General features: G+C 63.7%; 20 protein-coding genes. 12 read left to right on the top strand and 8 right to left on the bottom strand.

Annotated features, from left to right (window positions below; all coding sequences use genetic code 11):
- The first annotated feature begins 2 nt into the window (after window positions 1–2).
- Window positions 3–1196, top strand: a complete 1194-nt coding sequence (locus tag J3454_RS03395) for a carboxynorspermidine decarboxylase (protein ID WP_349512342.1) — start codon at window positions 3–5, stop codon at window positions 1194–1196.
- Between the two features lie 36 nt (window positions 1197–1232).
- A complete protein-coding gene (locus J3454_RS03390) occupies window positions 1233–1769 on the top strand; it encodes a type III secretion system chaperone family protein (protein ID WP_349512341.1) in 537 nt (178 codons plus the stop codon).
- Here J3454_RS03390 and J3454_RS03385 read toward each other — a convergent pair.
- Window positions 1766–2827 carry a DUF3137 domain-containing protein gene (locus J3454_RS03385; protein WP_349512340.1) on the bottom strand — a complete coding sequence of 354 codons (1062 nt, stop codon included), beginning with the start codon at window positions 2825–2827 and terminating at the stop codon, window positions 1766–1768. The two genes, J3454_RS03390 and J3454_RS03385, sit on opposite strands and share 4 nt — an antisense overlap.
- A gap of 84 nt (window positions 2828–2911) precedes the next feature.
- On the opposite strand from J3454_RS03385, the gene J3454_RS03380 reads away from it, so the two are divergent.
- The 3 genes from J3454_RS03380 to J3454_RS03370 all read left to right on the top strand — a co-directional run bounded on the left by J3454_RS03380 (window position 2912) and on the right by J3454_RS03370 (window position 6216).
- Window positions 2912–3484, top strand: coding sequence for a LemA family protein (locus J3454_RS03380; protein ID WP_349512339.1), 573 nt, complete (start codon window positions 2912–2914; stop codon window positions 3482–3484).
- 224 nt (window positions 3485–3708) lie between these two features.
- Window positions 3709–4914 (top strand): type III PLP-dependent enzyme, encoded by a 1206-nt coding sequence (locus J3454_RS03375; RefSeq protein WP_349512338.1) that lies wholly within the window; start codon window positions 3709–3711, stop codon window positions 4912–4914.
- 234 nt (window positions 4915–5148) lie between these two features.
- Entirely contained in the window at window positions 5149–6216 is a 1068-nt protein-coding gene (locus tag J3454_RS03370) for a phosphatase PAP2 family protein (protein WP_349512337.1), read from the top strand.
- A 48-nt stretch (window positions 6217–6264) separates the two neighbouring features.
- On the opposite strand, the gene J3454_RS03365 is transcribed toward J3454_RS03370, so the two are convergent.
- From J3454_RS03365 to murI, 3 genes are all read right to left on the bottom strand, one after another.
- On the bottom strand, window positions 6265–6957 hold the full coding sequence (locus J3454_RS03365; RefSeq protein WP_349513131.1) for a nitroreductase: 693 nt from the start codon (window positions 6955–6957) through the stop codon (window positions 6265–6267).
- Between the two features lie 86 nt (window positions 6958–7043).
- Complete coding sequence (gene hemA / locus J3454_RS03360) at window positions 7044–8264, bottom strand: 5-aminolevulinate synthase (protein ID WP_349512336.1); 1221 nt, start codon at window positions 8262–8264, stop codon at window positions 7044–7046.
- 167 nt (window positions 8265–8431) lie between these two features.
- Window positions 8432–9232, bottom strand: a complete 801-nt coding sequence (gene murI / locus J3454_RS03355; protein WP_349512335.1) for a glutamate racemase — start codon at window positions 9230–9232, stop codon at window positions 8432–8434.
- A 111-nt stretch (window positions 9233–9343) separates the two neighbouring features.
- Here murI and plsY point away from each other — a divergent pair, with 111 nt between their 5' ends.
- Both plsY and dprA read left to right on the top strand, forming a co-directional pair.
- Window positions 9344–9928, top strand: a complete 585-nt coding sequence (plsY, locus tag J3454_RS03350) for a glycerol-3-phosphate 1-O-acyltransferase PlsY (protein ID WP_349512334.1) — start codon at window positions 9344–9346, stop codon at window positions 9926–9928.
- Window positions 9925–11031, top strand: a complete 1107-nt coding sequence (gene dprA / locus J3454_RS03345; RefSeq protein WP_349512333.1) for a DNA-processing protein DprA — start codon at window positions 9925–9927, stop codon at window positions 11029–11031. Before plsY ends, dprA begins: the two co-directional genes overlap by 4 nt.
- A gap of 23 nt (window positions 11032–11054) precedes the next feature.
- Here the strand turns inward: dprA and J3454_RS03340 are convergent, their stop codons facing one another.
- Window positions 11055–11612 carry a superoxide dismutase family protein gene (locus J3454_RS03340; RefSeq protein ID WP_349512332.1) on the bottom strand — a complete coding sequence of 186 codons (558 nt, stop codon included), beginning with the start codon at window positions 11610–11612 and terminating at the stop codon, window positions 11055–11057.
- A 253-nt stretch (window positions 11613–11865) separates the two neighbouring features.
- Here J3454_RS03340 and topA point away from each other — a divergent pair, with 253 nt between their 5' ends.
- From topA to katG, 4 genes are all read left to right on the top strand, one after another.
- Window positions 11866–14466, top strand: coding sequence for a type I DNA topoisomerase (gene topA / locus J3454_RS03335; protein ID WP_349512331.1), 2601 nt, complete (start codon window positions 11866–11868; stop codon window positions 14464–14466).
- An 88-nt stretch (window positions 14467–14554) separates the two neighbouring features.
- On the top strand, window positions 14555–14866 hold the full coding sequence (locus tag J3454_RS03330) for a hypothetical protein (protein ID WP_349512330.1): 312 nt from the start codon (window positions 14555–14557) through the stop codon (window positions 14864–14866).
- Window positions 14854–15495, top strand: coding sequence for a response regulator (locus J3454_RS03325; protein WP_349512329.1), 642 nt, complete (start codon window positions 14854–14856; stop codon window positions 15493–15495). The genes J3454_RS03330 and J3454_RS03325 overlap by 13 nt, the downstream gene beginning before the upstream one ends.
- A 404-nt stretch (window positions 15496–15899) precedes the next feature.
- Window positions 15900–18224: a catalase/peroxidase HPI gene (gene katG, locus J3454_RS03320; protein ID WP_349512328.1), complete on the top strand. Its 2325-nt coding sequence runs from the start codon at window positions 15900–15902 to the stop codon at window positions 18222–18224.
- Between the two features lie 165 nt (window positions 18225–18389).
- On the opposite strand, the gene era is transcribed toward katG, so the two are convergent.
- From era to lepB, 3 genes are all read right to left on the bottom strand, one after another.
- Window positions 18390–19322: a GTPase Era gene (era, locus tag J3454_RS03315; RefSeq protein ID WP_349512327.1), complete on the bottom strand. Its 933-nt coding sequence runs from the start codon at window positions 19320–19322 to the stop codon at window positions 18390–18392.
- Window positions 19323–19406: 84 nt separating this feature from the next.
- Window positions 19407–20114 (bottom strand): ribonuclease III, encoded by a 708-nt coding sequence (gene rnc / locus J3454_RS03310; RefSeq protein ID WP_349513130.1) that lies wholly within the window; start codon window positions 20112–20114, stop codon window positions 19407–19409.
- Complete coding sequence (lepB, locus tag J3454_RS03305) at window positions 20087–20929, bottom strand: signal peptidase I (protein ID WP_349512326.1); 843 nt, start codon at window positions 20927–20929, stop codon at window positions 20087–20089. The genes rnc and lepB overlap by 28 nt, the downstream gene beginning before the upstream one ends.
- Window positions 20930–20978: 49 nt before the next feature.
- On the opposite strand from lepB, the gene pgi reads away from it, so the two are divergent.
- A complete protein-coding gene (gene pgi / locus J3454_RS03300) occupies window positions 20979–22526 on the top strand; it encodes a glucose-6-phosphate isomerase (protein ID WP_349512325.1) in 1548 nt (515 codons plus the stop codon).
- Window positions 22527–22620: the final 94 nt, after the last annotated feature.

Here is a 22620-nt window from a genome sequence, read left to right as displayed (position 1 = left end):
CCATGCAGACCAAAGCCGGTGATCCGGGCGCCTTTGCCTATTTCGATCTGTCGCGTGTCGATAGCCCCGCTTTCGTCGTCGATGCGGCGAAGCTGCGCGCCAACTGCCGCGTGCTCGCCGACGTGCGCGATGCGGCGGCGGCGGACGGCGCGGATATCAAGGTGTTCGCCGCGCTGAAGGCGTTCTCCATGTGGTCGGCCGCGCCCATCATCGGCGAATATCTCGACGGCGTCTCCACCTCCGGCCTGTGGGAAGCGCGCCTCGCGTCCGAGTTCTACGATGGCGAAATCGCGACCTACTCCGCCGCCTTCAAGCCCGAGGAACTGGAGGAAATCTGCCGCCTCTCCGACCACGTCATCTTCAATTCCCCCTTCCAGCACCAGCGCGCTCGCCTGATCCTCGACAATGCCGCGGCCAACGGCGCGCCGGTCAGCGTCGGCCTGCGCATCAATCCGCAGGTCGCCACCGGGGAAGTGGCCAAGTACGATCCCAGCGCGCCGGGATCGCGGCTCGGCTTCCCGCTCGACCAGCTGACCGACGAACACATGGAGGGCGTGGAGGGCATCCACTTCCATAACCTGTGCGAACAGGATTTTGAGCCGCTGCGTGCCACCTGGGACCGCGTGTTCGACGTGATCGAGCCGTTCTTCGGGCAATTGAAGTGGATCAACATGGGCGGCGGCCACCACATCACCCGCGCCGATTACCAGCGCGCGGAACTGGTCGAGTTCCTCAAAGATGCTGCCGAAGACACCGGTTGCCAGATCATCCTCGAACCGGGCGAGGCAGTGGCGCTCGATGCGGGCATCCTCGTCGGCACGCTGCTCGACACGATGTTCAACGAGGTGCCCATCGGCATCACCGATATCAGCGCCACCTGTCACATGCCCGATGTGCTCGAAGCGCCCTATCGCCCGGCGATGCTGGGCGAAATAGACGATCCCGACATGATCCCGATCCGGCTCGGCGGACCGTCCTGCCTCGCAGGCGACGTGATCGGCGACTACCGCCTGGCTGTGCCTGCCGAACCGGGCGCGCGGTTCGCGTTTCTCGATCAGGCGCATTATTCGATGGTCAAGACCAACACCTTCAACGGCGTGCAACTGCCGTCGATCTGGATGTGGGACAGCGAGAGTGATGCTCTCGACTGCATCAAGCGGTTCGATTACGAGGATTTCCGGGATCGTTTGAGCTGACGCGGGATGCTCCCGGCAGTGATTGCAGGGGGTATCATGAGGTTCGTTTCAATCATTGCGGCAGGCGCACTCGCGCTCGCAGCCGCCGCGCCCGCCAGCGCGCAGACCTATATCTCCGGGGATGTGAAGGCCTCGGTGGGCACCGCCGATCTGGCGGCGGTGGTCGGCTCGCTCGGACATCAGGTGATCGAACAGGAGGAGGGCGTGGGCGAGGACGGCGAGGTGATGATCCTCGCTGAAAGCCCCGATCAGATCAGGTATGTCCTGCTTGGCACCGCCTGCGATGTGGAGGGCGTGCCCGGCTGTCAGGGCGTGCTGATGCAGGCGCAGTTCGATCTGCCGCCGGGGGCGACCTATGCGTCCGTGGCCGACGCCAACCTCAATTTCGCCGCGCTCAACATCTGGGTCGATTTCGAGCAGAAGTCGCTGGGCTTCACGCGCTATGTCGTGCTCGATCAGGGGGTGACGATGGCCAACCTGCGCGCCAATGTGGAGGTGTTGCTCAGCCTGACCGGCGAAGCCTACCCGGTTGCTGCGGGGGAGGCAGAGAATGCGCAGCCCCCCAGCGTCTAGATCCCCTTGCGCCCGAACCCGCCAGCGGGGCGGGCAATGACAGGAGCGGCAGTCACGTCGCCTTGCAAGGGGCGGGGATTGTCAGGCTCGGGCATCCGCGCCGCGCCTATGGCCCGCCCGCGTTCGGTCTGGTTGATCGCCAGCGCAAGGCTCGCCAGCGCGGCGAACTGTTCGGCGGTTTCCTCGGCGCGCATGCGGTCCTGGCTTGCATCCATCGAGCCGCTTTCGAACATGTTTTTGCCTTCGACCGCAAGGATCACCGCGCCGAGGCTGAACAGCGCACGCATTTCCTTCGCTCCAAAGGCGCTTTCCAGCCGCAGCAGGTGTTCCAGATAGGAGGGATGCACCAGCACCCGCGCTTCCACCTGATCATCACTGTACAACGCGAACACATCGTCGAAATCGGGATGCACCTGATCGACAAAATCCAGCCTGTGTCCGTCGAAGCTGACGCTGTCCTTGGCCGCGCCCAGCCCGAGCCACTTCTTGTGCTTGCCTGCGCGCTGCAGCAGAGTGGTCGAACGGAACGGCCGGCCGAACGCCATCTGGATGATGACCCCGCGAAACACCGTCACCCAGCGGCGGTTCTTGCCCGATCCTCGGCGCTCCTCCAGATGGGCCTCGTAAAGATTGAAACCGTGTCCTTCGAGCGTGCCATGCCAGCGATCCTCGAAGCTCGACCGTTCATACGAGCCGACCAGACCGTAACGCTTGGCTGCTTCGAACTCGGCGCCCGGTTCGACATCATGGTCATACGACACGCCGAGACTGCGTGCGATTGCGGAGTTGATCCCAATCTTGATCTGCTTTTTCGCCTCCGCAATCGGCTGATAGCCCCACACGCCCACGCCGATTGCCGCGCCGATGGTTGCGTAGCTGCGCAGCCCCCCGAGGGATTCGGGCCCAAACCACACGAAGGCCAGCACGGGCATCAGCAGCGCCGCACCCCAGGTCCAGCGGTTCACCGCCTTTTCCTTAGCCTTGGCGCGCATGTGAGACTGGGATTCCAGCCACTCGCCCAATTGGCCCTGCATCAGATGATTGACATTCGCACGCATGCCGAACGCTATAGCTCGATCTTGTCTGCAATCCCTTAACAATTGGGCGTTATACTTGCGCGCAAGAAAAGGAGTTGTTGCGTCATGGTTGATATTTTCGGCTGGTTCTGGACTTCGGCGGTGCTAGTCATCGCGGTGGCTCTCGTGCTGCTGTTGATCGGCATTTACAATAATCTCGTCCGCCTGCGGCAGAACGTGAATCAGGGCGTGGCGGATATCGATGCGCAGCTGCGTCAGCGGCATGATCTGATCCCCAATCTGGTCGAAGCGGTGAAGGGCTATGCCGGGCACGAAGCCGGCACGCTCGAAGCCGTGATCGCGGCCCGCAATGCTGCCACCAAGGGCGGGCCGACTTCCGGCAGCGAGCAGAAGCTGCGCGTGGCGCTCGATAACCTGCTGGCGCTGGGCGAGGCCTATCCCGATCTCAAGGCTTCGGCCAACTTCCAGTCGCTGCAGAACGATCTCGGCGATGTCGAGGACAAGCTGGCTGCCGCCCGCCGCGCGCTGAACGCCGCAGTCGCGCGGTTCAATTCGGCGCGCGAATCCTTCCCGGCCGTGCTGTTCGCCGGCTTGCTCGGATTTGGCGAGGCGGACTTCAACCGGCTCGACGACAGCGAAAAGGGCACCGTCGACCAGGTGCCGCAGATCGCGTTCTGAACGCAGCGGAACATAAAAACCCGGAACTTTCAGGCCATGCTCCGTTATTGGGGCATGGCCTTTTTTCAAAAAGCAGCACCCGCACGGTCGCAGACCGATTTTTCGATTGCAATTCGGCCCCCAAGCCCTATTTGCCCCGTTCCCGCTGCCCCAAGGGGACTTCCTAACCGCAAGGCAGCTTGTCGTTTTATGGTTTTCACAAACCGTTTCGGGGGTCCCTTGAGTTGCACATCTATCCCAACGCACAGGCTGTAGTCCGCGACCTCGTTCCGGACGAACCCGTCATTCTCAATCGCCCGCACGCCGCGCGGCGAGCCGCCCGTTTCTTTGTCGAGAAGTTTCCCGGCAAGGTGCTCTATGCGGTCAAGGCCAACCCCGCGCCCGATCTGATCGCGGTGCTGTGGGATGCGGGCGTCACCCATTACGATGTCGCCTCGATTGCCGAGGTGCGGCTGGTGCGCGGCATTCTGCCGCAGGCGGTGCTGTGCTTCATGCACCCGGTGAAGACCCCGGCGGCGATTGCCGAGGCCTATTTCGATCACGGCGTGAAGACCTTCAGCCTCGATTCGGTCGAGGAGCTGGAGAAGATCGTCAACGCATGCCGCAACCGCGAAACCGGCGAGGCCCCGCGCGACCTGCGCCTGTGCGTGCGGTTGCGCGTGTCGAGCGAATATTCGGAGCTTTCGCTGGCCAGCAAGTTTGGCTGCGACCTGATCGAAGCGCCGCAGCTGTTGCAGCAGGCCCGCCAGCATTGCGACTGGCTGGGCGTGTGCTTCCACGTCGGCAGCCAGGCGATGACCCCGTTCGCCTTCGTGCAGGCGATGGACCGCACCCGCGCCGCGATTGCCGAAGCTTCGGTGGTGATCGACATGATCGACGTGGGCGGAGGCTTCCCCAGCGCCTATCCCGGCCTCGAACCGCCGCCGATGGAAGATTACTTCGCGATCATCGCCCGCCACTTCGAAGCCCTGCCGATCGCCTACAACGCCGAGCTGTGGTGCGAACCCGGCCGCGCGCTGAGCGCGGAATACAGCTCGATGATCGTGCAGGTGAACAAGCGCCGCGGCGAAGAACTCTACATCAATGACGGCGCTTACGGCGCGCTCTACGATGCCGCGCACGTCGCGTGGCGTTTCCCCGTGCGCGCGCTGGAAGACGACCTGATCGAGGATGACGCCGACTTCGCCTTTTACGGCCCGACCTGCGACGATGCCGATTACATGAAGGGCCCGTTCGTGCTGCCCGCCGATATTCAGGCCGGCGACTACATCGAAATCGGGATGATCGGAGCCTACGGCGCCGCGATGAAAACAGGCTTCAACGGCTATGGCGCAGCGCAGGTGGTCACCGTGGCGGACGAGCCGATGATGAGTCTGTTCAACGGCACCCGCGTGCGCGAAGCGACCGATAATGTGGTGAGCCTGAGGTAAGACCTGCCGTCCTGCCTTTGCGGCGAGACGGCGGTTTTTCCCTGCCTCGGTGCAAGATGCTGCCATTCGGGCTGGGGCCTGTTCGGAGCATTCGTAATCAGAGACAAGCTGGCCATTTCTTGTCGCGACCGACGATCACTCATCCCGAAGGCATTCCGTCGCTCAATCAGTGTATCCTTTTTGGATAATTCAGTTACTTCTCTGAGAAATGCCAGTGAGAAAACCTTCTTTCCCATGATTATAACGCCGCTGACTGTCGCAGAAGAGGTGAGACCGCCGAAGGCTTCATCACGTTTGAATTTGCTCTGCGTCGATCTTTTTCCAGAATTGACCTTGGCGCTAGGATTCCTGTTGATAGCCAAACTGCTGTCATCGCAGCTGGAACTGGGCTTCGTCGTTCCGTCAGACGGCGCGCTTGAATTCACGGGGATGAACTATGCCGTACCGCTTTCGCTAATTTCCGTGCTCGGCCTGTTTCTGATTGTCACGAAGCAAGCAATGCGTTTGGCGTATTACGTCACCGCTGGAATGGCTTACGGGGTGATCCTCGTCACCCATTTCAACATCAAGATGTGGATGAGCCTGATCAACCCCGCTTTGTGGGACGAATTTTTCTGGAAGACCGATCAGATGGTGCGGCCATTGGTTGATGCATCATTTGCTGCGCGCAATCTGGTCGACGCGATCTTTCCGATGAGCGAACACCTTTACCTGTTTGCCTTTCTGGCAATGTTCGCGGGCAGCATAATTGTGCATTCGATGCAGAGCTTCATCGTGTTTCGCAAAGTCATCTTTACCGCGATGCTGGTGCATGTCCTCGGCGCGCTCAGCTATCTGGTGATGCCTGCTATCGGGCCGTTCCTGTACGAACAGGGCGCCAACGCGCTCGAAACCGCACGCCAGGTGCATATGTATGACAGCTACAAGGCTTTGATCGCTGGCGGTCGACCTTGGCTCGCAAGCGAGGGAAGTCAGTTCATGTTTGCGGCAGTGGCCGCCATGCCCTCGCTGCACGTCGCCTCGTCAGCCGTTTTTGTCTTCTACGCCTGGAATCACGCGCGCTGGCTTGGGGTGCTCTATCTGCCTCTGTTCCTTTTCATTATTTTCGAAGCGGTGGCGACACGCTGGCATTATTGGATTGATGTGGCTGCGGGGCTGGCGTTGACGGCGCTAGCGATCGCCATAGCCGCAGCGGTGTTCCGGCCGATCGAAGCGTACTACACGAAGCATGCACACCACCAGAAACGCGATTCGCCCTATTCGGTGGCCCCAACCCGTCTTGATCCTTCCGCATCGCTATGATCGGGGTGTTTGCGCGGGTTGTGACTTAAAGCGCGGGTCTTCCGGATTTCAGTCGAACCCCACGAACCGCGCGGCCTCGTCCACGCTCTTGCGCAGGCTCACCACCGCGTTGGCGGGGAAATCCGGGTCGGGCCAACCCATCGCCACCGCCTTCATGATTACCTGATCGTCGGGGATGCCCGCATGTTCGCGCACCACCGGGCTTTGCATGATGCCTTGCGAGTTGATCACGCAGCCCAAGCCCCGGCTCCAGGCGGCGTTGACCAGCGCCGTCGTCACCGCGCCGCAATCGAAGGCGGTGTCATCACTGCCGGACAATTCGCGATCATAGGTGACGATCACGCAGACCGGCGCGTCGAACTGGCGGAAACCGCGCAGCACCCAATCCTGCCGCGCGGGCTTGTCGTCACGCTCGATCCCCATGGCGCCGAACAATTGCTTGGCGACTTCGACCTGCCGGTCGCGGTGGACGCCAGCGAAGGGCTCGCCCCTGCGGAATTCGCGGCTGTCGGGTTCGCCTGCCAGAATGCGTTCGGTGTTGCCGCGCCGGATGCGGTCCAGTGGCTCGCCAGTGATGACGTGGAAATGCCACGGCTGGGTGTTCATTGAGGTGGGCGATCGCATCGCGAGGCGAAGCACCTCCTCGATCAGCGCCCGCGGCACCGGCTTGTCGAGGTATCCGCGAATGCTGCGGCGGCCGAGGACGACCTCGGCGTAAGTCTGGTCAGGCGTACCGCCCATCATGCTCTCTCCCGAATCTGCTTTCGAGAGAGGGGTTAGCCTAGCCGCGCTGTCCCTCAAAGGACGCTACGGCAATGCGCGCGCGTTTACGCCGCTTCGGCCAGCTCCAGCTCCAGCCGGTCCCAGATCTCGACCAGCGCCTCGGTCAGTTCGTCCATCATCGCGTCGGTGTGGTGCGGGCCGGGGGTAAAGCGCAGGCGCTCGGTCCCGCGCGGCACGGTGGGGAAGTTGATCGGCTGCACATAAACGCCGTATTCGGCCAGCAGGATATCGCTGATCTTCTTGGCGCGCACCGGATCGCCCACCATCAGCGGCACGATGTGGGTGACGCTGTCCATTACCGGCAGGCCCGCCTCGGCAAACTTCAGCTTGAGCATCGCGGCGGCACGCTGCTGCGCGTTGCGCTCAACGCTCGAACCTTTCAGGTGCCGGACCGAAGCCAGCACGCCTGCAACCAGCACCGGCGACAATGACGTGGTGAAGATGAAGCCCGGTGCGTAGCTGCGGATGCAATCAACCACCTTGCTGCTGGAGGCGATGTAGCCGCCCATCACGCCGAACGCCTTGCCGAGCGTGCCCTCGATGATGTCGATCCGGTCGGCAGCGCCATCCCGTTCGGAAATCCCGCCGCCGCGCGCGCCGTACATGCCGACCGCGTGAACCTCGTCGATATAGGTTAGCGCGTTGTACTTGTCGGCCAGGTCGCAGATCCCGTGGATCGGGGCCACATCGCCCTCCATCGAATAGACGCTTTCGAAGGCGATCAGCTTGGGCGTGTCCGCGTCTTCGGCGGCCAACAATTCTTCGAGATGGGCGAGGTCGTTGTGACGGAACACCCGCTTTTCGCAGCCCGAATTGCGGATGCCGGCGATCATGCTGGCATGGTTCAATTCGTCCGAGAAAATCACGCAGCCCGGCAGCAGTTTCGCCAGCGTCGACAATGTCGCATCGTTGGAGACATAGCCACTGGTGAACAGCAGCGCGCTTTCCTTGCCGTGCAGGTCGGCGAGTTCGTTTTCCAGCTGGACGTGCAGGTGCGTGTTGCCGCCGATATTGCGGGTGCCGCCCGATCCTGCGCCGACATCGTGCAGCGCATCTTCCATCGCGCCGATCACCTTGTCGTGCTGGCCCATGCACAGGTAATCGTTCGAACACCACACGGTGATCGGCTTGGGGCCGTTATGTCCGTGAAAACAACGCGCATTCGGATACGCGCCCTTGTTCCGCAGGATGTCGATGAAGACGCGGTAGCGGCCTTCTGCATGCAGGCGGTCAATCGCCTGATCAAAGATCTGATCGTAGTTCACTCGCGTCTCTTTGTCCTGCGGGCGGGGCGCTTCGTCGAAGCCGCTCGGGCTCCGTCGTCTCACCGCCATAACCCACAAACCCGGGGATGGTTTCGTGAATATTTAGGTCAGGGTGATCGGTTTGACCACCCGCGATCTTTGCGATCCGCTCGCAAGCAAATCGGCGATCAGAACGCTTCGGCGGGGCCGAAACCGCGGGCGGTCAACGCGGCTTCCAGCCCGGCTGCCCCCGCCAGCGGCCCGGTAACGAGAAAGCGATCGGGGCCGGTGGATGCGAAGTCCTGCCCTTCGAGCAGGTCGGCGATGCGCCGCGCGATACCTTCGGCCCCGTCGACTTGCGTGACCTGCGGGCCGAAGGCTGCGGCCAGTTCCTTGGCCAGCAACGGGAAGTGGGTGCAGGCGAGCACCAGCGTGTCGATGGCCTCGCCCCCCGGCATTGCGGCAAGGCGATCATGCACATCGGCAATCAACGCCGGATCGACGGCGCGGCCACGCAGCTTCGCTTCGGCAGCTTCGACCAGCCCCGGCGCAGCGATGCGCAGCAGGCGGGTACCATTGCCGAACCGCGACTCCAGATCGTCGACATAGGCCTGCCGGATGGTCGCTTCGGTGCCGACCAGGCCGATGGTGCCGCTGCGGGTCAGCGCGGCGGCAGGCTTGATCGCGGGGACGGTGCCGACGACCGGAATCTCCAGCACATCGCGCACCATGCCCAAGGCAATCGTGCTGGCAGTGTTGCAGGCGATGCAGGCAAGGCGCGGTTGATAACGCTCCGCCATCCGCCCCAGCAACCCCGAAACCCGCGCGGCGATCTGCGCTTCGGTTTTGGTGCCATAGGGCAGGCCAGCGAGATCGGCAGCGTAGATTACGGGGGCTTGCGGCAACACCTTGCGCAAGGCGTCATACACCGTCAGCCCGCCGACGCCGGAATCGAACAGCAGGATGGGGGAGGCGGCTTCGACGTTCAAAAAAATCTCCGTTCAGGCTGAGCTTGTCGAAGCCTCGTCTTTCATTTGGCACTCTGGGCGCTAGAAGAAGTGCAGTGCTTCGACAAGCTCAGCACGAACGGGAAGGCTCTGATGGAACTGTTTTTCGCCGCGCTTCTGGGCTTTGCCCTCGGCTCGATCCCCTTCGGTCTGATCCTGACCCGCGCCGCCGGGTTGGGCGATGTGCGCGATATCGGCAGCGGCAGCATTGGCGCGACCAACGTGCTGCGCACCGGGAACAAGGGTCTGGCAGCGGCGACCGTGCTGCTGGATGCGGCCAAGGCGGCGGTTCCGGTGCTGGCGGCGGGGTACTTCTGGCCCGGAACCGAAGGTGTCGCGGGCGTGGCGGCGGTGGCGGGGCATTGCTTCACGCCGTGGCTCCACTTCAAGGGCGGCAAGGGATTTGCGAGCGCTGCCGGAGCGCTGCTGGCGCTGGCCTGGCCTGCGATGTTCGCCTGCGCCGTGATTTGGGCGGCGGTGCTGTTTCTCAGCCGGATTTCCTCCGTCGCCTCGATAGTCACGGTGGTGGCTTCGCCGCTGGTCGCGTGGGGGCTGGGCTATCCGCAGGCGATCCCGCCCTTGCTTGCCATCGCCGCCATCGTCCTGGTGCAGCACCGCGCCAATATCGGCCGTCTGATGCGCGGTGAGGAGCCGAAGGTGGGCGGGAACAAGTCTTGAGCCTGACCCAAGCCGAAGCATTCGCCCGCATTCGTCTGCTGCGCTCGCCCAATATCGGCCCGGTCAGCTATCGCCAATTGCTCGCCCGGTTCGGCACGGCGGCGGCGGCGCTGGATGCGCTGCCCGATCTCGCCAGCCGGGGGCGGGGGCCATATCGCCCTGCCGCAGCCGAGACCATCGAGCGGGAGGTCGCCGCCGTTCGCAAGGCCGGCGCGCGTTACCTGTTCCACGATCAGCCCGATTACCCCGCGCTGCTGGCCGAACTCGATTCCGCACCGCCGATTGTCACCTGCCGCGGCAATCTGGCGCTGGCGAGCGCGCCGTGCGTGGCGCTGGTCGGCGCGCGCAATGCCAGCGCGGCGGCGGTGAAGCTGGCGCGTGAATTCGCTGCCGGACTGGCGGAGGCGGGCTTCACCGTCGTTTCAGGTCTGGCGCGCGGGATAGATGGCGCCGCGCATGAAGGCGCGTTTCCGCAGACCATCGGCGTGATCGCCAGTGGGATCGACATCACCTATCCCCCGCAGCATACAGCCTTGCAGGAACGTATCGCGTCAGAAGCTCTGCTGATTGCCGAACAGCCACCCGGCACCGAACCGCGCGGGCGGCATTTCCCATCGCGCAACCGCATTATCGCGGGACTCGCATCGGGCACACTGGTGATCGAGGCTGCGCCGCAATCAGGCAGCCTCATCACCGCGCGGCTGGCGGGTGAGGCCGGGCGCGAGGTGATGGCAATCCCCGGCTCCCCGCTCGATGCGCGCGCGCTGGGCTGCAACCAGCTGATCCGAGAAGGCGCGGTGCTGGTGCAGACACCCGACGAAGTGGTGGAACTGCTGCAAAGCTTCACTGGCGCACCGCGATCCCGCTTCCGGGTGAGCGAGAACGCGGCTGATTTCGACTATGCCGAACTGGCCGATGCGGCGTGGGACGGACAGGACACCGAAGCGATCGGCGCCATGCTCTCCAGCGCGCCGATCGCGGTCGACGAATTGATCCGCCAGTCGGGCGCAAGCGCGGCGACCGTGCACATGGCGCTGCTGGAACTGGAACTGACCGGCGATTTGGTGCGCGAGACTGACGGCTTGGTGCGGCGCAGCGGATAGCGCAGCCACGCTTCCGCGTCCGCTCAGCCTCCGTTGGGCACGATCACCCCGCAGGCAGCGCGGTCGCCGGCAGAATCCATCAGGATATAGTCGTCGCCCGAGGCATGGACCATGATCGCCGATCCGTCGCTATCGTCAAGGGTGAAGGGATAGCGGTCGTTCTCCGGCCCGGTCAGCGTGACCTGCGGCACGAAGAATTCGGTCATCGCCATCCCGTCCGCTCCGACATGGACGTTGGGCAGATCGCCGACGTGATAACCACCCGGAGTCCTAAAACCATGGTCCGCGCCAAGCGGGTCGTAATGGCTTCCAGCGGCCTTGAAATCGGGGCTGCACGCGCCGGTTTCGTGAATGTGGAAGCCGTGTGGACCTCGGCTCAGATTCCTGAGCTGCGCGACGACGAGCACGCCGTGCTCGGTCTGCTCGAACGTCACGGTTCCCGCGTCTTGCCCGTCGGCGGTTCTCAGGCTCACCTCTTTCTCCCCCGCCTGCATCTGTTGCGCGGCGAGCGGCGGGGCGGTGAGGGCGAATGCACACAACGCGGCGGCGATGCGGCGGCTTGAAGGGTTTGATTGGATCATGTCGGTCATCTCCCGGTCGGCCCGCGGTGCGCGGGGCTTGCCTCACGGAAAAGCCGGTGCTGGCGCGCCCTGTTCCGCCGTGCGGGGCGGATCGGGCATCGCAAACGCCGAACCGAGCAAGGGCGCCGAAGCGATCCGCTCTTGAGTTTGCGCGCCGCTTGCGCCACCGCAAACTCCGTTTCGCGCTTGACGCATCTCTCCGGCGCGCTCCACCCTCGCGCGTACACACGTAAGGGACACCTCCATACCCGCCATGCAGCTTGTCATCGTCGAATCGCCCGCCAAGGCCAAGACCATCGAGAAATACCTGGGCAAGGACTTCAAGGTCCTCGCCTCCTACGGCCACGTCCGCGATCTGCCGCCCAAGGACGGCAGTGTCGATCCGGACGCCGATTTCGCGATGGAGTGGGAACTCTACCGCGACAAGCAGAGCCGCTTCAAAGAGATTGCCGACGCCGCCAAGGGCGCGAGCCGCCTCGTGCTGGCAACTGACCCTGACCGCGAAGGCGAAGCGATCAGCTGGCACGTGCTGGAGCTGCTGAAGAAGCGCAAAAGCCTGCCCGCCAGCGTCGACCGCGTAACCTTCAACGCGATCACCAAGGCTGCGGTGACCGATGCGATGGCGAAGCCACGCGAACTCGATCAGCCTTTGATCGACGCCTATCTCGCCCGCCGCGCGCTGGATTATCTGTTCGGTTTCACCCTGTCGCCGGTGCTGTGGCGCAAGCTGCCCGGCGCCAAGAGCGCGGGCCGCGTGCAGTCTGTGGCGCTGCGCCTGATCGTCGAGCGCGAGCGCGAGATCGAAGCCTTCCGGGCCGACGAATACTGGAGCGTCGTGGCGCGGATGCAGCACGACGGCACCGAGTTCGATGCGCGACTGGTGCGCTACAAGGGCGACAAGCTGGAGAAGCTGAGCCTCGGCGCGGAAGGCATCGCGATGGAGGCAAAAGCCGCGGTCGAGGCCGGGCGCTTTACCGTCGAGGGCGTCGAGACCAAGCCTGTCAAGCGCAACCCCGCGCCGCCGTTCACCACGTCCACGCTCCAGCAGGAAGCGGCGCGCAAGCTCGGCTTCTCGGCGCAGCACACCATGCGGCTGGCGCAATCGCTATATGAAGCGGGCGCAATCACATACATGCGGACCGACGGCGTGCAGATGGATATGAGCGCGATTCACGCCGCGCGCGATGCCATTGCAGCGCGCTTCAGCGAGGATTACCGCCCTGAAAAGCCGCGATTCTACAGCACCAAGGCCAAGAACGCGCAGGAAGCGCACGAGGCGATCCGCCCCACCGATTTCACCCGCGAACGGGCGGCGTCGGGCGACGAGGGCAAGCTCTACGACCTCATCTTCAAGCGCGCGATGGCAAGCCAGATGGCCACCGCGCAGATGGAACGCACCACTGTCACCTTCCGCGATGCGACCGGCCAGCACGAGTTGCGCGCTACCGGTCAGGTGATCCGCTTCCCCGGCTTCCTCGCGGTGTATCAGGAAGATTTCGACGACGCGGATGATGACGAAAGCGGCCTGCTTCCGGTGATGCGCGCGGGCGATTGCCCGGCCAAGCGCGCCGTCGATGCGACCCAGCATTTCACCCAGCCGCCGCCGCGTTTCTCCGAAGCATCGCTGGTGAAGCGGCTGGAGGAACTCGGTATCGGGCGTCCGTCCACTTATGCCTCGACCATCCAGACCCTGCGTGACCGCGCCTATGTGCGGATGGAAAAGAACCGCTTCTTCGCCGAAGAATCGGGCCGCCTGTTGACCGCCTTTCTCGAACGCTTCTTCCCGACCTATGTCGCCTATGATTTCACCGCCGGAATGGAGGATGAACTCGATGTCGTCTCCGACGGGCGCGAAGATTATAAGCTGCTGCTCGCGCGGTTCTGGAAGGACTTCAAGCCCAAGGCCGATGAAGTCATGGAGAAGCTGCCTTCGGAAGTGACCGAGGCGCTGGACGAATACCTCTCCGACTTCCTGTTCCCCCCGCGCGAAGATGGCGCCGATCCGCGTGCTTGCCCGCTTTGCGCCAGCGAGGGCCGCGAAGGCGGCCGGCTCAGTTTGCGCGGTGGCAAGTTCGGCGCATTCGTCGCCTGCGCCAATTATCCCGAATGCAAGTTCACCCGCCGCTTCGCCCAACCGGGCGGCGAGGGTGCGGACGGCGCGGATGACGGCGTGATGGGCCAGCATCCCGAAACCGGCGAGGACATCCACCGCAAAACCGGTCGCTTCGGGCCTTACGTGCAGATGGGCGAGGGCAAGGAAGCGAAACGCGCCAGCATTCCCAAGGATCTCGACGATTTCGATCTCGATTGGGCGGTCAAGCTGCTCGATCTGCCGCGCATCGTCGGCGCGCATCCCGATACCGGCAAGGAAATCGAAGCGAATATAGGGCGTTACGGGCCTTACCTTCGCCATGACGGGAAATACGGCAAACTCGGCAATACCCGCGAGGTGTTCGAGGTAGGGATGAACCGCGCCGTCGATCTGTTGGCGCAGGCGGCCAATCGCGGCCCCGGAACCCGCGCCGCAGCCGAACCTATCGCGACTCTCGGCGCGCATCCGACCACCGGAGGCGAGATCAAGGTGATGCCGGGCCGCTATGGCCCCTATGTCACTGACGGCACCACTAATGCGACCATTCCCAAGGATACAAAGCCCGAGGATGTGACGATCGATGCTGCCATCGCGCTGATCGATGCGCGTATTGCCAAGGGTCCGCCGGCCAAGAAGGGCAGGAAGAAAGCCGCGCCCAAGAAAGCCGCCGCCAAGAAAGCGCCTGCCAAGAAGGCTCCGGCCAAGAAGGCACCAGCGAAAAAGAAGGCTCCTGCCAAGAAAGCGGAATCTGCGACGAAATGAGCTTTGCTGCCCCCTGATCTGCCGCCGCGTTCGTAAATCATAAAGCATTGCTGCCTATCACTGGTTGCCCGAGACCAAGGGCTGCACCGTGATTGAAATCGAAGTCCAAAACGAAACGCACCAGACTCAGGACCGCATCCGCTTTGCCGCGGTGCCGCGTATCGGCGAAGGGATTCGCCTGCGCGAACCGGACGGGATCTGGGCCAGCTATGACGTCCTCGACGTGTGGTATCAGAAAGCCGAATTCGGCGATGTGTGGATGCCTTATCTGCATATCCGCATGACGCCGGGCGAAGGCGCGGTGGCGGGCGAGGATCCGTTTTCAGACGATTATGCCGCGCGCAGCTATGACGCCGGGTTCGTCAACATGGGCGGGGAGCGCGAAACGTGCAAAATCTGATCAAGCGCAATTCCGGCCCGAACCGCCGTTCAGGCATGGAAGGCAAGACGCTGGCCGAAAAACTCGCCCATAGCGAAAAGGTGCGCGACTCGGTTCAGGTCGAGCCGGAGCCAGAGCCAGAGCCGGAGTCCGAAGCGCAATCCGAAATACAGTCACGCGCACCCGCCGCGCCAGATCCGGGTTCGGGCGACATCGACACGATCGTTGCCGCCGCCAAGGCCATGCGCGACCGCTATGACGGCGGCGCTGCGCCAGCGGCTGCGGCCAGAACCTGCCTGATCGTCGATGATAGCCGGGTGATCCGCAAGGTCTCCAGCAAGATCGCGATCAGCCTGGGCTATATCGCGATTGAGGCCGAGAACGGCGAGGAAGCCCTTGCGCGCTGCAAGAAATCAATGCCCGATCTGGTGCTGACCGACTGGAACATGCCCGAAATGGACGGCATTACCTTCGTCGCCAAACTGCGCGCCATCCCCACGCCCAAGGAGCCGGTGGTAGTGTTCTGCACCTCGAACGGCGAGGCCAAGGATATCCATGACGGGATTGCCGCGGGGGCGGATGATTACATCGTCAAGCCGTTCGACGAAGCCGCGCTGAAGGCGAAGCTGGAGAAGCTGGGGCGGGGATGAAATCCTTCCTTCGTGTTCCGGTACTCGGCACGGGGCGCTGCTTTTCTTCTTCCGCCATGGCCGCGATCCTTCGTCCATGGAGAAGGGCGGCTGCAGCCCGCTAAGTCTCGCGTTCCTCCCGCTTGCCGGGCGCGCTTGGGGGCGGGCCCCTGCGAAGACCGCTCCCTGATCAATTGCTGACTCTCTGCTTTTGGCGAAAATCTCTCCGAAGCCGGCCGCCCGGTATCAAGCGCGCGCCGTGCTGCTCGGAACAACCGAACCCGGGTGGCAACCGGAAGATTCGGTCGGGGTGCGTTCCAGCCATTCGGATCATCGGCAAACCACATCACAGTTATCGCGACAAGCCGTTTTCCCGACGCGGCGACCTGGCCTAACCGCCCTCAGGCCGAAGGGCCGCGCCGATCGTGATCAAGGTCTCGATCGCCGGTCAGGGCGTGACCGATAATCAATATAAACGGGGCTATTCCATGACGATCAGATTGAAGGGGCTGCTGCTCCTGTCCTCCGGCCTTTTGCTTGCCGCACCTGCTGGCGCGACGCCTCCGGGCTTCAACGAGCCCGGTATGGGCCGCGCTGTCAGGCCGCAAAGAGAGGCCGCGCCCCGCAACGTGCAGGGCTGGTGGCCGGACGTGGTCGACCTCAATCGGCTGCGCCAGAACGAATATAATCCTGACCCGAACGGGCCTGAATTCGATTACGCGGCCGAGTTCGCCAAGCTCGATCTTGCGGCGGTGAAGGCGGACATCAACATCGCGCTGACAGATTCGCAGGAGTGGTGGCCAGCCGATTACGGCAATTATGCCGGGCTGTTCATCCGCCTCGCATGGCACTCGGCCGGAACCTATCGTTCGGCCGACGGGCGCGGCGGTTCCGATGGCGGGCAGATCCGCTTCGAACCGCTCAATTCCTGGCCCGATAACGGCAATCTCGACAAGGCCCGCCGCGTGCTGTGGCCAGTCAAGCAGAAGTATGGCGCCAGCCTTTCGTGGTCGGATCTCATCATTCTGGCCGGCAACGTCGCGCTGGAGAACACCGGCTTCGAGACCTTCGGCTTCGCCGGTGGCCGGACCGACGCATGGGAGCCGGAGCTGGTCTACTGGGGTCCGGAAACCAAGTTCCTGACCTCCGAGCGCAACGCAGAGGGCGAGAACCTCGACACTCCGCTCGCCGCTTCGGAGATGGGGCTGATCTACGTCAATCCCGAAGGGCCGGAAGGCAATCCCGACATCCTCAAATCCGCCCAGCAAATCCGCACCACCTTTGGCCGGATGGGCATGAATGACGAGGAAACCGTCGCACTGATCGTCGGCGGCCACACCATCGGCAAGATGCACGGCGCGCGCAAGGCTTCCGACTGCGTCGGCAAGGAACCGGCGGCCGAAGGCGTTGAAGCGCAAGGCTTCGGCTGGAGGAACACATGCGGCACCGGCGTGGGTGCGGATGCAACCACCAGCGGGCTTGAAGGTGCATGGACGGCGACGCCGGTGACCTGGAGCAGCAACTATCTCGATAACCTCTATGCCTTCGAATGGAAGCTGACCACCAGTCCGGCTGGCGCCAAGCAGTGGGAACCTGTCAACGCCGATCAGGTGAAGTTCGTCCCCGATGCCTTCGATCCGAACAAGACCCACGCGCCGGTGATGCTCACCACCGACCTCGCGCTGCGTTATGATCCGGCCTATGGCGAAATCACTCAGCGCTGGGTCAAGAATCCCAAGGATATGGACGAGGCCTTCGCCCGCGCGTGGTTCAAGCTGACCCACCGCGATCTTGGCCCCAAGGCGCGCTATGTCGGGGAGGAAGTTCCGGCGGAAGACATGATCTGGCAGGACCCGCTGCCGCGTGCGGATTACGCCATGATCGAGGCTGGCGACGTGGCCGAACTGAAGCAAGCGATCCGCGCCACCGGTCTCAGCCGCTCGGACCTGGTGCGCACGGCCTGGGCTGCGGCGGTCACCTTCCGCGACACTGACATGCGCGGCGGTGCCAATGGCGCCCGAATCCGGCTTGCCCCGCAGAAGGATTGGGGTCTCAACGATCCCGAAGTGGTCGCCACGGTAGTGACGGCGCTGGAGGGTGTGCAAGCCAGCTTCAACGCGAATTCCGGCGCGAAGAAGGTGTCGATTGCCGATCTGGTGGTGCTGGGCGGCGTTGTCGCGGTCGAGGATGCGGCCGCGGCGGCAGGGCAGACCGTCACCGTGCCTTTCACGCCAGGCCGGGTCGATGCGACCGACGCGCACACCGATGTCGCCAGCTTCGAACTGCTTCGCCCGGTAGCCGACGCCTTCCGGAACTTCTACAGTGACAGGGCGCGTCTGACTCCGACCCAGATGATGATCGATCAGGCCGACACGCTGACCTTGACGGTGCCGGAAATGGCGGTGCTGCTGGCCGGGATGCGGATGCTCGATGCCAACTCCGGCGGAGCGGAACACGGGGTCTTCACTGATCGTCCCGGCAGCTTGAGCAACGACTTCTTCGTGAACCTGCTCGACATGGGCAACGAATGGAAGCCGGCGACGACCGAGGGGCTTTACGAGGGCCGCGATCGCGCGACCGGCGCGCTCAAGTGGACTGCCACAGAAGTTGATCTGGTGTTCGGTTCCAACTCGGAGCTGCGTGCGGTGGCCGAAACTTACGCTGTCGAAGGCGGCGAGGCGAAGTTCGCTGCGGACTTTGCCAAGGCCTGGAACAAGGTCATGATGCTCGACCGCTTCGATCGGCGGTAAGGCAATTAGAACTGCGAGGCGCCGGGGAATTGGACCGGCGCCTCGTTGATCCCTCGGCTTTGGACGCTCAACCAGGAGAAACCTTAAGTCGCAATTTGTCTGGCAACCGTGGGCCCGCCAGCCGAACGGCAACTTCAAGTTCGGATATTGGCCAAGCGGACCTTGTCACCGCACCCAATCCAGCCCCATCTCTTCAAAAATCTCCTTGTCCTCGGCCCAGTTCTCCGACTGTTTGACGTGGAGATAGAGGTGCACCGGTACGCCCAGCACTTCAGACAATTCCTTGCGCGCCGCCGCGCCGATTTCCTTGATCCGTGATCCCCCCTTGCCGAGCACGATTGCGCGCTGCGTCTCCCGCGCGACCACGATTTGCTGGTGAATTTCGATGCTGCCGTCCTTGCGCACCTCGTACTTCTCGGGCCGCACGGCGCTGTCGTAGGGCAGTTCCTCGTGCAGCTGCTGATATAGCTGTTCGCGGGTGATCTCGGCGGCGAGCAGGCGTTCGGACGCGTCGGAGACCTGATCTTCGGGATACATCCATTCGGCTTCGGGCATCATGCCTGCCAGAGCGTCCTTCAGTTCCGGCACCCCGTCACCCGTCAGCGCCGAGACGAAGTAGATTTCCGCGAATTCGACCTTGCCGGCCAGATCCTGCGCCAGCGCCAGCATGGGTTCCTTCTTGGAGCGATCGACCTTGTTGATGACGAGGATCTTGCGTTCGGGCCGCCCGGCCAGCGCCTCCAGCAGCGGCTCCAGTTCGTGCCGTCGCTGCTTGATCGGATCGACCAGCAACAGCACCGCGTCCGCGGCTTCTGCACCTTCCCATGCGGCGTTCACCATCGCACGGTCCAGCCGCCGCCGGGGGGCGAAGATGCCGGGGGTGTCGACCAGGATCATCTGCACCGGCGTGCCTGCCAATTCGTGCAGCGCAATGCCGAGCATTCGCGCCCGCGTCGTCTGCGCCTTGGCAGAGGTGATCGCGACCTTCTGGCCGACGAGCTGGTTCACCAAAGTCGATTTGCCTGCATTGGGCGCGCCGATCACGGCGATCATGCCGCAGCGGGTGGGACTGCGTTCTTCAGGGGGAGTATCGGTCATTTCAAACTTCCATACTGGTCGCCGCACCACATGGGGAAGCGGCAATGTTTCACGTGAAACATTTAGGGAACAAATGGCATTGGTTCACCCGTGCGCATCCAGAAACGCCTTGGCGGCCAGGCGTTCAGCCTCGCCCTTGCTGGAGGCGCTGGCATCGGCATCGCCGACATTGCGGACACTAACCCGCACGGTGAAGCGCGCCGCGTGGTCGGGGCCGCTGCGTTCGACGACCTGATAGACCGGCATCGCTCGCTTGTTGCCCGCTGCCCATTCCTGCAGCGCGCTTTTCGGGTGCTTGGCCTTGCCGACATCGCCTTCCAATTCGCGCGACCACAGCCGGTAGACGGCATCGCGTGCCGCATCGAAGCCGTTTTCGATGAAGCAGGCACCGATAAGCGCCTCCATCACATCGCCCAGGATCTTGTCGCTATCCAGCCCGCCATCGTCGCGCGCCTGCTTCCCCAGCCGGATATGTTCGGGCAGGCCGATGGCGCGGGCGATGCGGGCGCATGTGGTGCCGCTGACCAGCGCGTTCAATCGTTGCGAAAGCTTGCCCTCCGGCCCGTCGACCGCGCCGTAGAGCCAGCCCGCGACTGACAGGCCCAGCACCCGGTCGCCCAGGAATTCAAGCCGCTGGTAATCGGTCGCCCCACCACCGCCGCCGTTGAAGCTGCCGTGGGTCAGCGCCTCGATCCACGGCGTTTCGTTGTCCACCGCAAAGCCCTGTGCTTCGAGCCAGTCGCGCGTGGCCGGTTCGAGCGTGCTCACAGGCTTTCTCCGATCCGGTCCCATCGCGTGGCGGAACCCCAAGTCCACGGCTTCACCCAGTCGGCGCTGCCGTCTGTCGACCATACCACCAGCATCGCCCGCCCGACCAGCAGGCGCTGCGGTACGATTCCCACAGCATCGCCAGCCGCAGCAGGCCAGCGGCTGTCGCGCGAATTATCGCGGTTGTCACCCATCACGAACATCGCGCCGTCGGGAACGATAACAGGCGCGACATTATCGCCCGGGGTAGTGCCGAAATCGAGCACTTCATATGTCTTGCCGCTCGGCAGGGTCTCACGATAACGGACATAGCTGCACGTCTCACTGCCGTTCGCCAGCGCCCCTGTCTGGCCCGCCCACGCGCAGCCGGTGTTGGCGGACATTGTGAGTTTGAAATCGCCGATCCGTTCGCGTGGCACCGGCTTACCGTTGAGCACCACCTGGCTACCCACGACCGCCACATTGTCGCCCGGCAGGCCGATCACCCGCTTGATATAGTCGCGCCCATCGATGGGGTGTTTGAAGATCACCACATCCCCGCGTTGGGGCGAGCGGTCGAACAGGCGGCCATCGGGCAGCGGCAGATCGAAGGGCAGCGACTGGCGCGAAAATCCATAGGGCCACTTTGCCGCGAGCAGATAGTCCCCGTTCATCAGCCGCGGCAGCATGCTTTCCGACGGGATCGAGAACGGCGAGAACGCCAGCGTGCGAAACGCCAGCACCAGCGCCAGCAGCTTGACCAGGAACCACGCGAAGCTGCCCCACCCATCGCGCTCGCGGCTGACCGCTGGCACTGGGGCAATCGTCGCATTGGCGAGAGATTGGCTCTTAACATCCATTGCTCATGCCCTTACTCGCACCGGCACAGCTGCGCAAAGGGGAACGGTAATGAACGGATCGGGCGACACGACAGGCATGGCATGGGATGCCCTGCGCGCGCTGGAGACCCGCAGCCTATCTGCGCTGTTCGCTGCCGATCCGGGCCGGGTGGAGGCAATGACGCGCCGCATCGGCTGGCCGGTTATGCCCGATAGCGCGGCTGAGGCGGGCATGGTGATCGATTATTCCAAGACCCACCTTGGCCGCGATGCGCTGGACGCGTTCGAGCAACTGGCCGAAGCGGCGGGTTTCGCTGCGGCGCGCGAGGCTTTGTTCGATGGCGGCATCGTCAACGTGACTGAAGGCCGCGCCGCCACTCACGGCGCGCTGCGCGGCAGCGGCACGCCGGCGCAGGTGGAGGAAGCCGATGCGCTGCTCGCCCGCATGGGGATGCTGGTCGAAGCGATCCACCAAGGCGCGCTGGGAGAGATCAGGCATTGCATCGCGATCGGTATTGGCGGATCGGCGCTCGGCCCGGCACTGGCGGTGGACGCGCTGGCCCGCGATCTGGCGATGGTGGATGTGCATGTCGTGTCGAATATCGACGGGCTGGCGCTGGAGCAGGCGTTTGACGCCTGCGATCCGGAAACGACGCTCATCGCGGTCGCGTCCAAGACCTTCACCACCATCGAAACCATGACCAATGCGGCGAGCGCGTTGAAGTGGCTGGCGGATAACGGCGTTGCCGATCCCGGCGGGCGGGTGGTGGCGCTTACCGCCTCGCCCGAAAAGGCAGTGGAATGGGGCGTCGATGAAACCCGCGTGCTGCCGTTCCCCGAAAGTGTGGGCGGCCGGTATTCGCTATTCTCCTCGATCGGCTTTCCGGTGGCTCTGGCCATCGGGATGGACGAATTCCGCGCCATGCTGGCGGGCGCGAAGGCAGTGGACGATCACTTCCGCCGGACCGAGGGTAGAGCGAACGCCCCGCTGCTCGCCGCCTTCGTGGATCAGTTCTACACCCGGCTGAAAGGCTGCCAGACCCGCGCGGTGTTCGCCTATGACGAACGGCTGGCGCTGCTTCCGGACTATCTCCAGCAGCTCGAAATGGAATCCAACGGCAAGAGCGTGACGACAGACGGCGCTCCCGTGGACGGACCGACAGCGCCGGTCACATGGGGCGGGGTGGGCACTGACGCGCAGCACGCGGTGTTCCAGTTGCTGCATCAGGGCACGCATCTGATACCGGTTGATTTCATCGCCAGCATTGCGCCCGGCGACGTGCTCGATCCTGCGCATCACCGCACGCTGTTGATGAACTGCCTTGCACAAGGCGCGGCGTTGATGGCGGGGAAGCCGTCCGATGATCCTGCGCGGGCTTATCAGGGGGACCGCCCGTCAACGACCATCCTTGTCGATGATTGCGACGCAGCGGCGTTCGGCGCGCTGATCGCGTTCCACGAACACCGCACGTTTGCGAACGCGGTGCTGATGGGGATTAACCCGTTTGACCAGTTCGGGGTGGAGCTGGGCAAAGCCATCGCCAAGCAGATAGACAGCGGCGAAGGCGAGTTCGATCCGTCAACGCGCGCGCTGATGGCGGCGGCGGGGCTGGGGTGAAAGTTGGCGCTGCGCAATGATCGATTGACTTTCCGCAACTTTGCGCCCATCTGCCCGCCATCGAAGCGCGCTAGCCATGCGTGAAGCGGCGGAA

The sequence above is a fragment of the Erythrobacter sp. NFXS35 genome, from assembly GCF_040148725.1.
Classification (GTDB): Bacteria; Pseudomonadota; Alphaproteobacteria; order Sphingomonadales; family Sphingomonadaceae; genus Erythrobacter.
The sequence above is the reverse complement of the archived record's forward strand: the minus strand, read 5'-3'. Positions and strand labels throughout refer to the sequence as shown.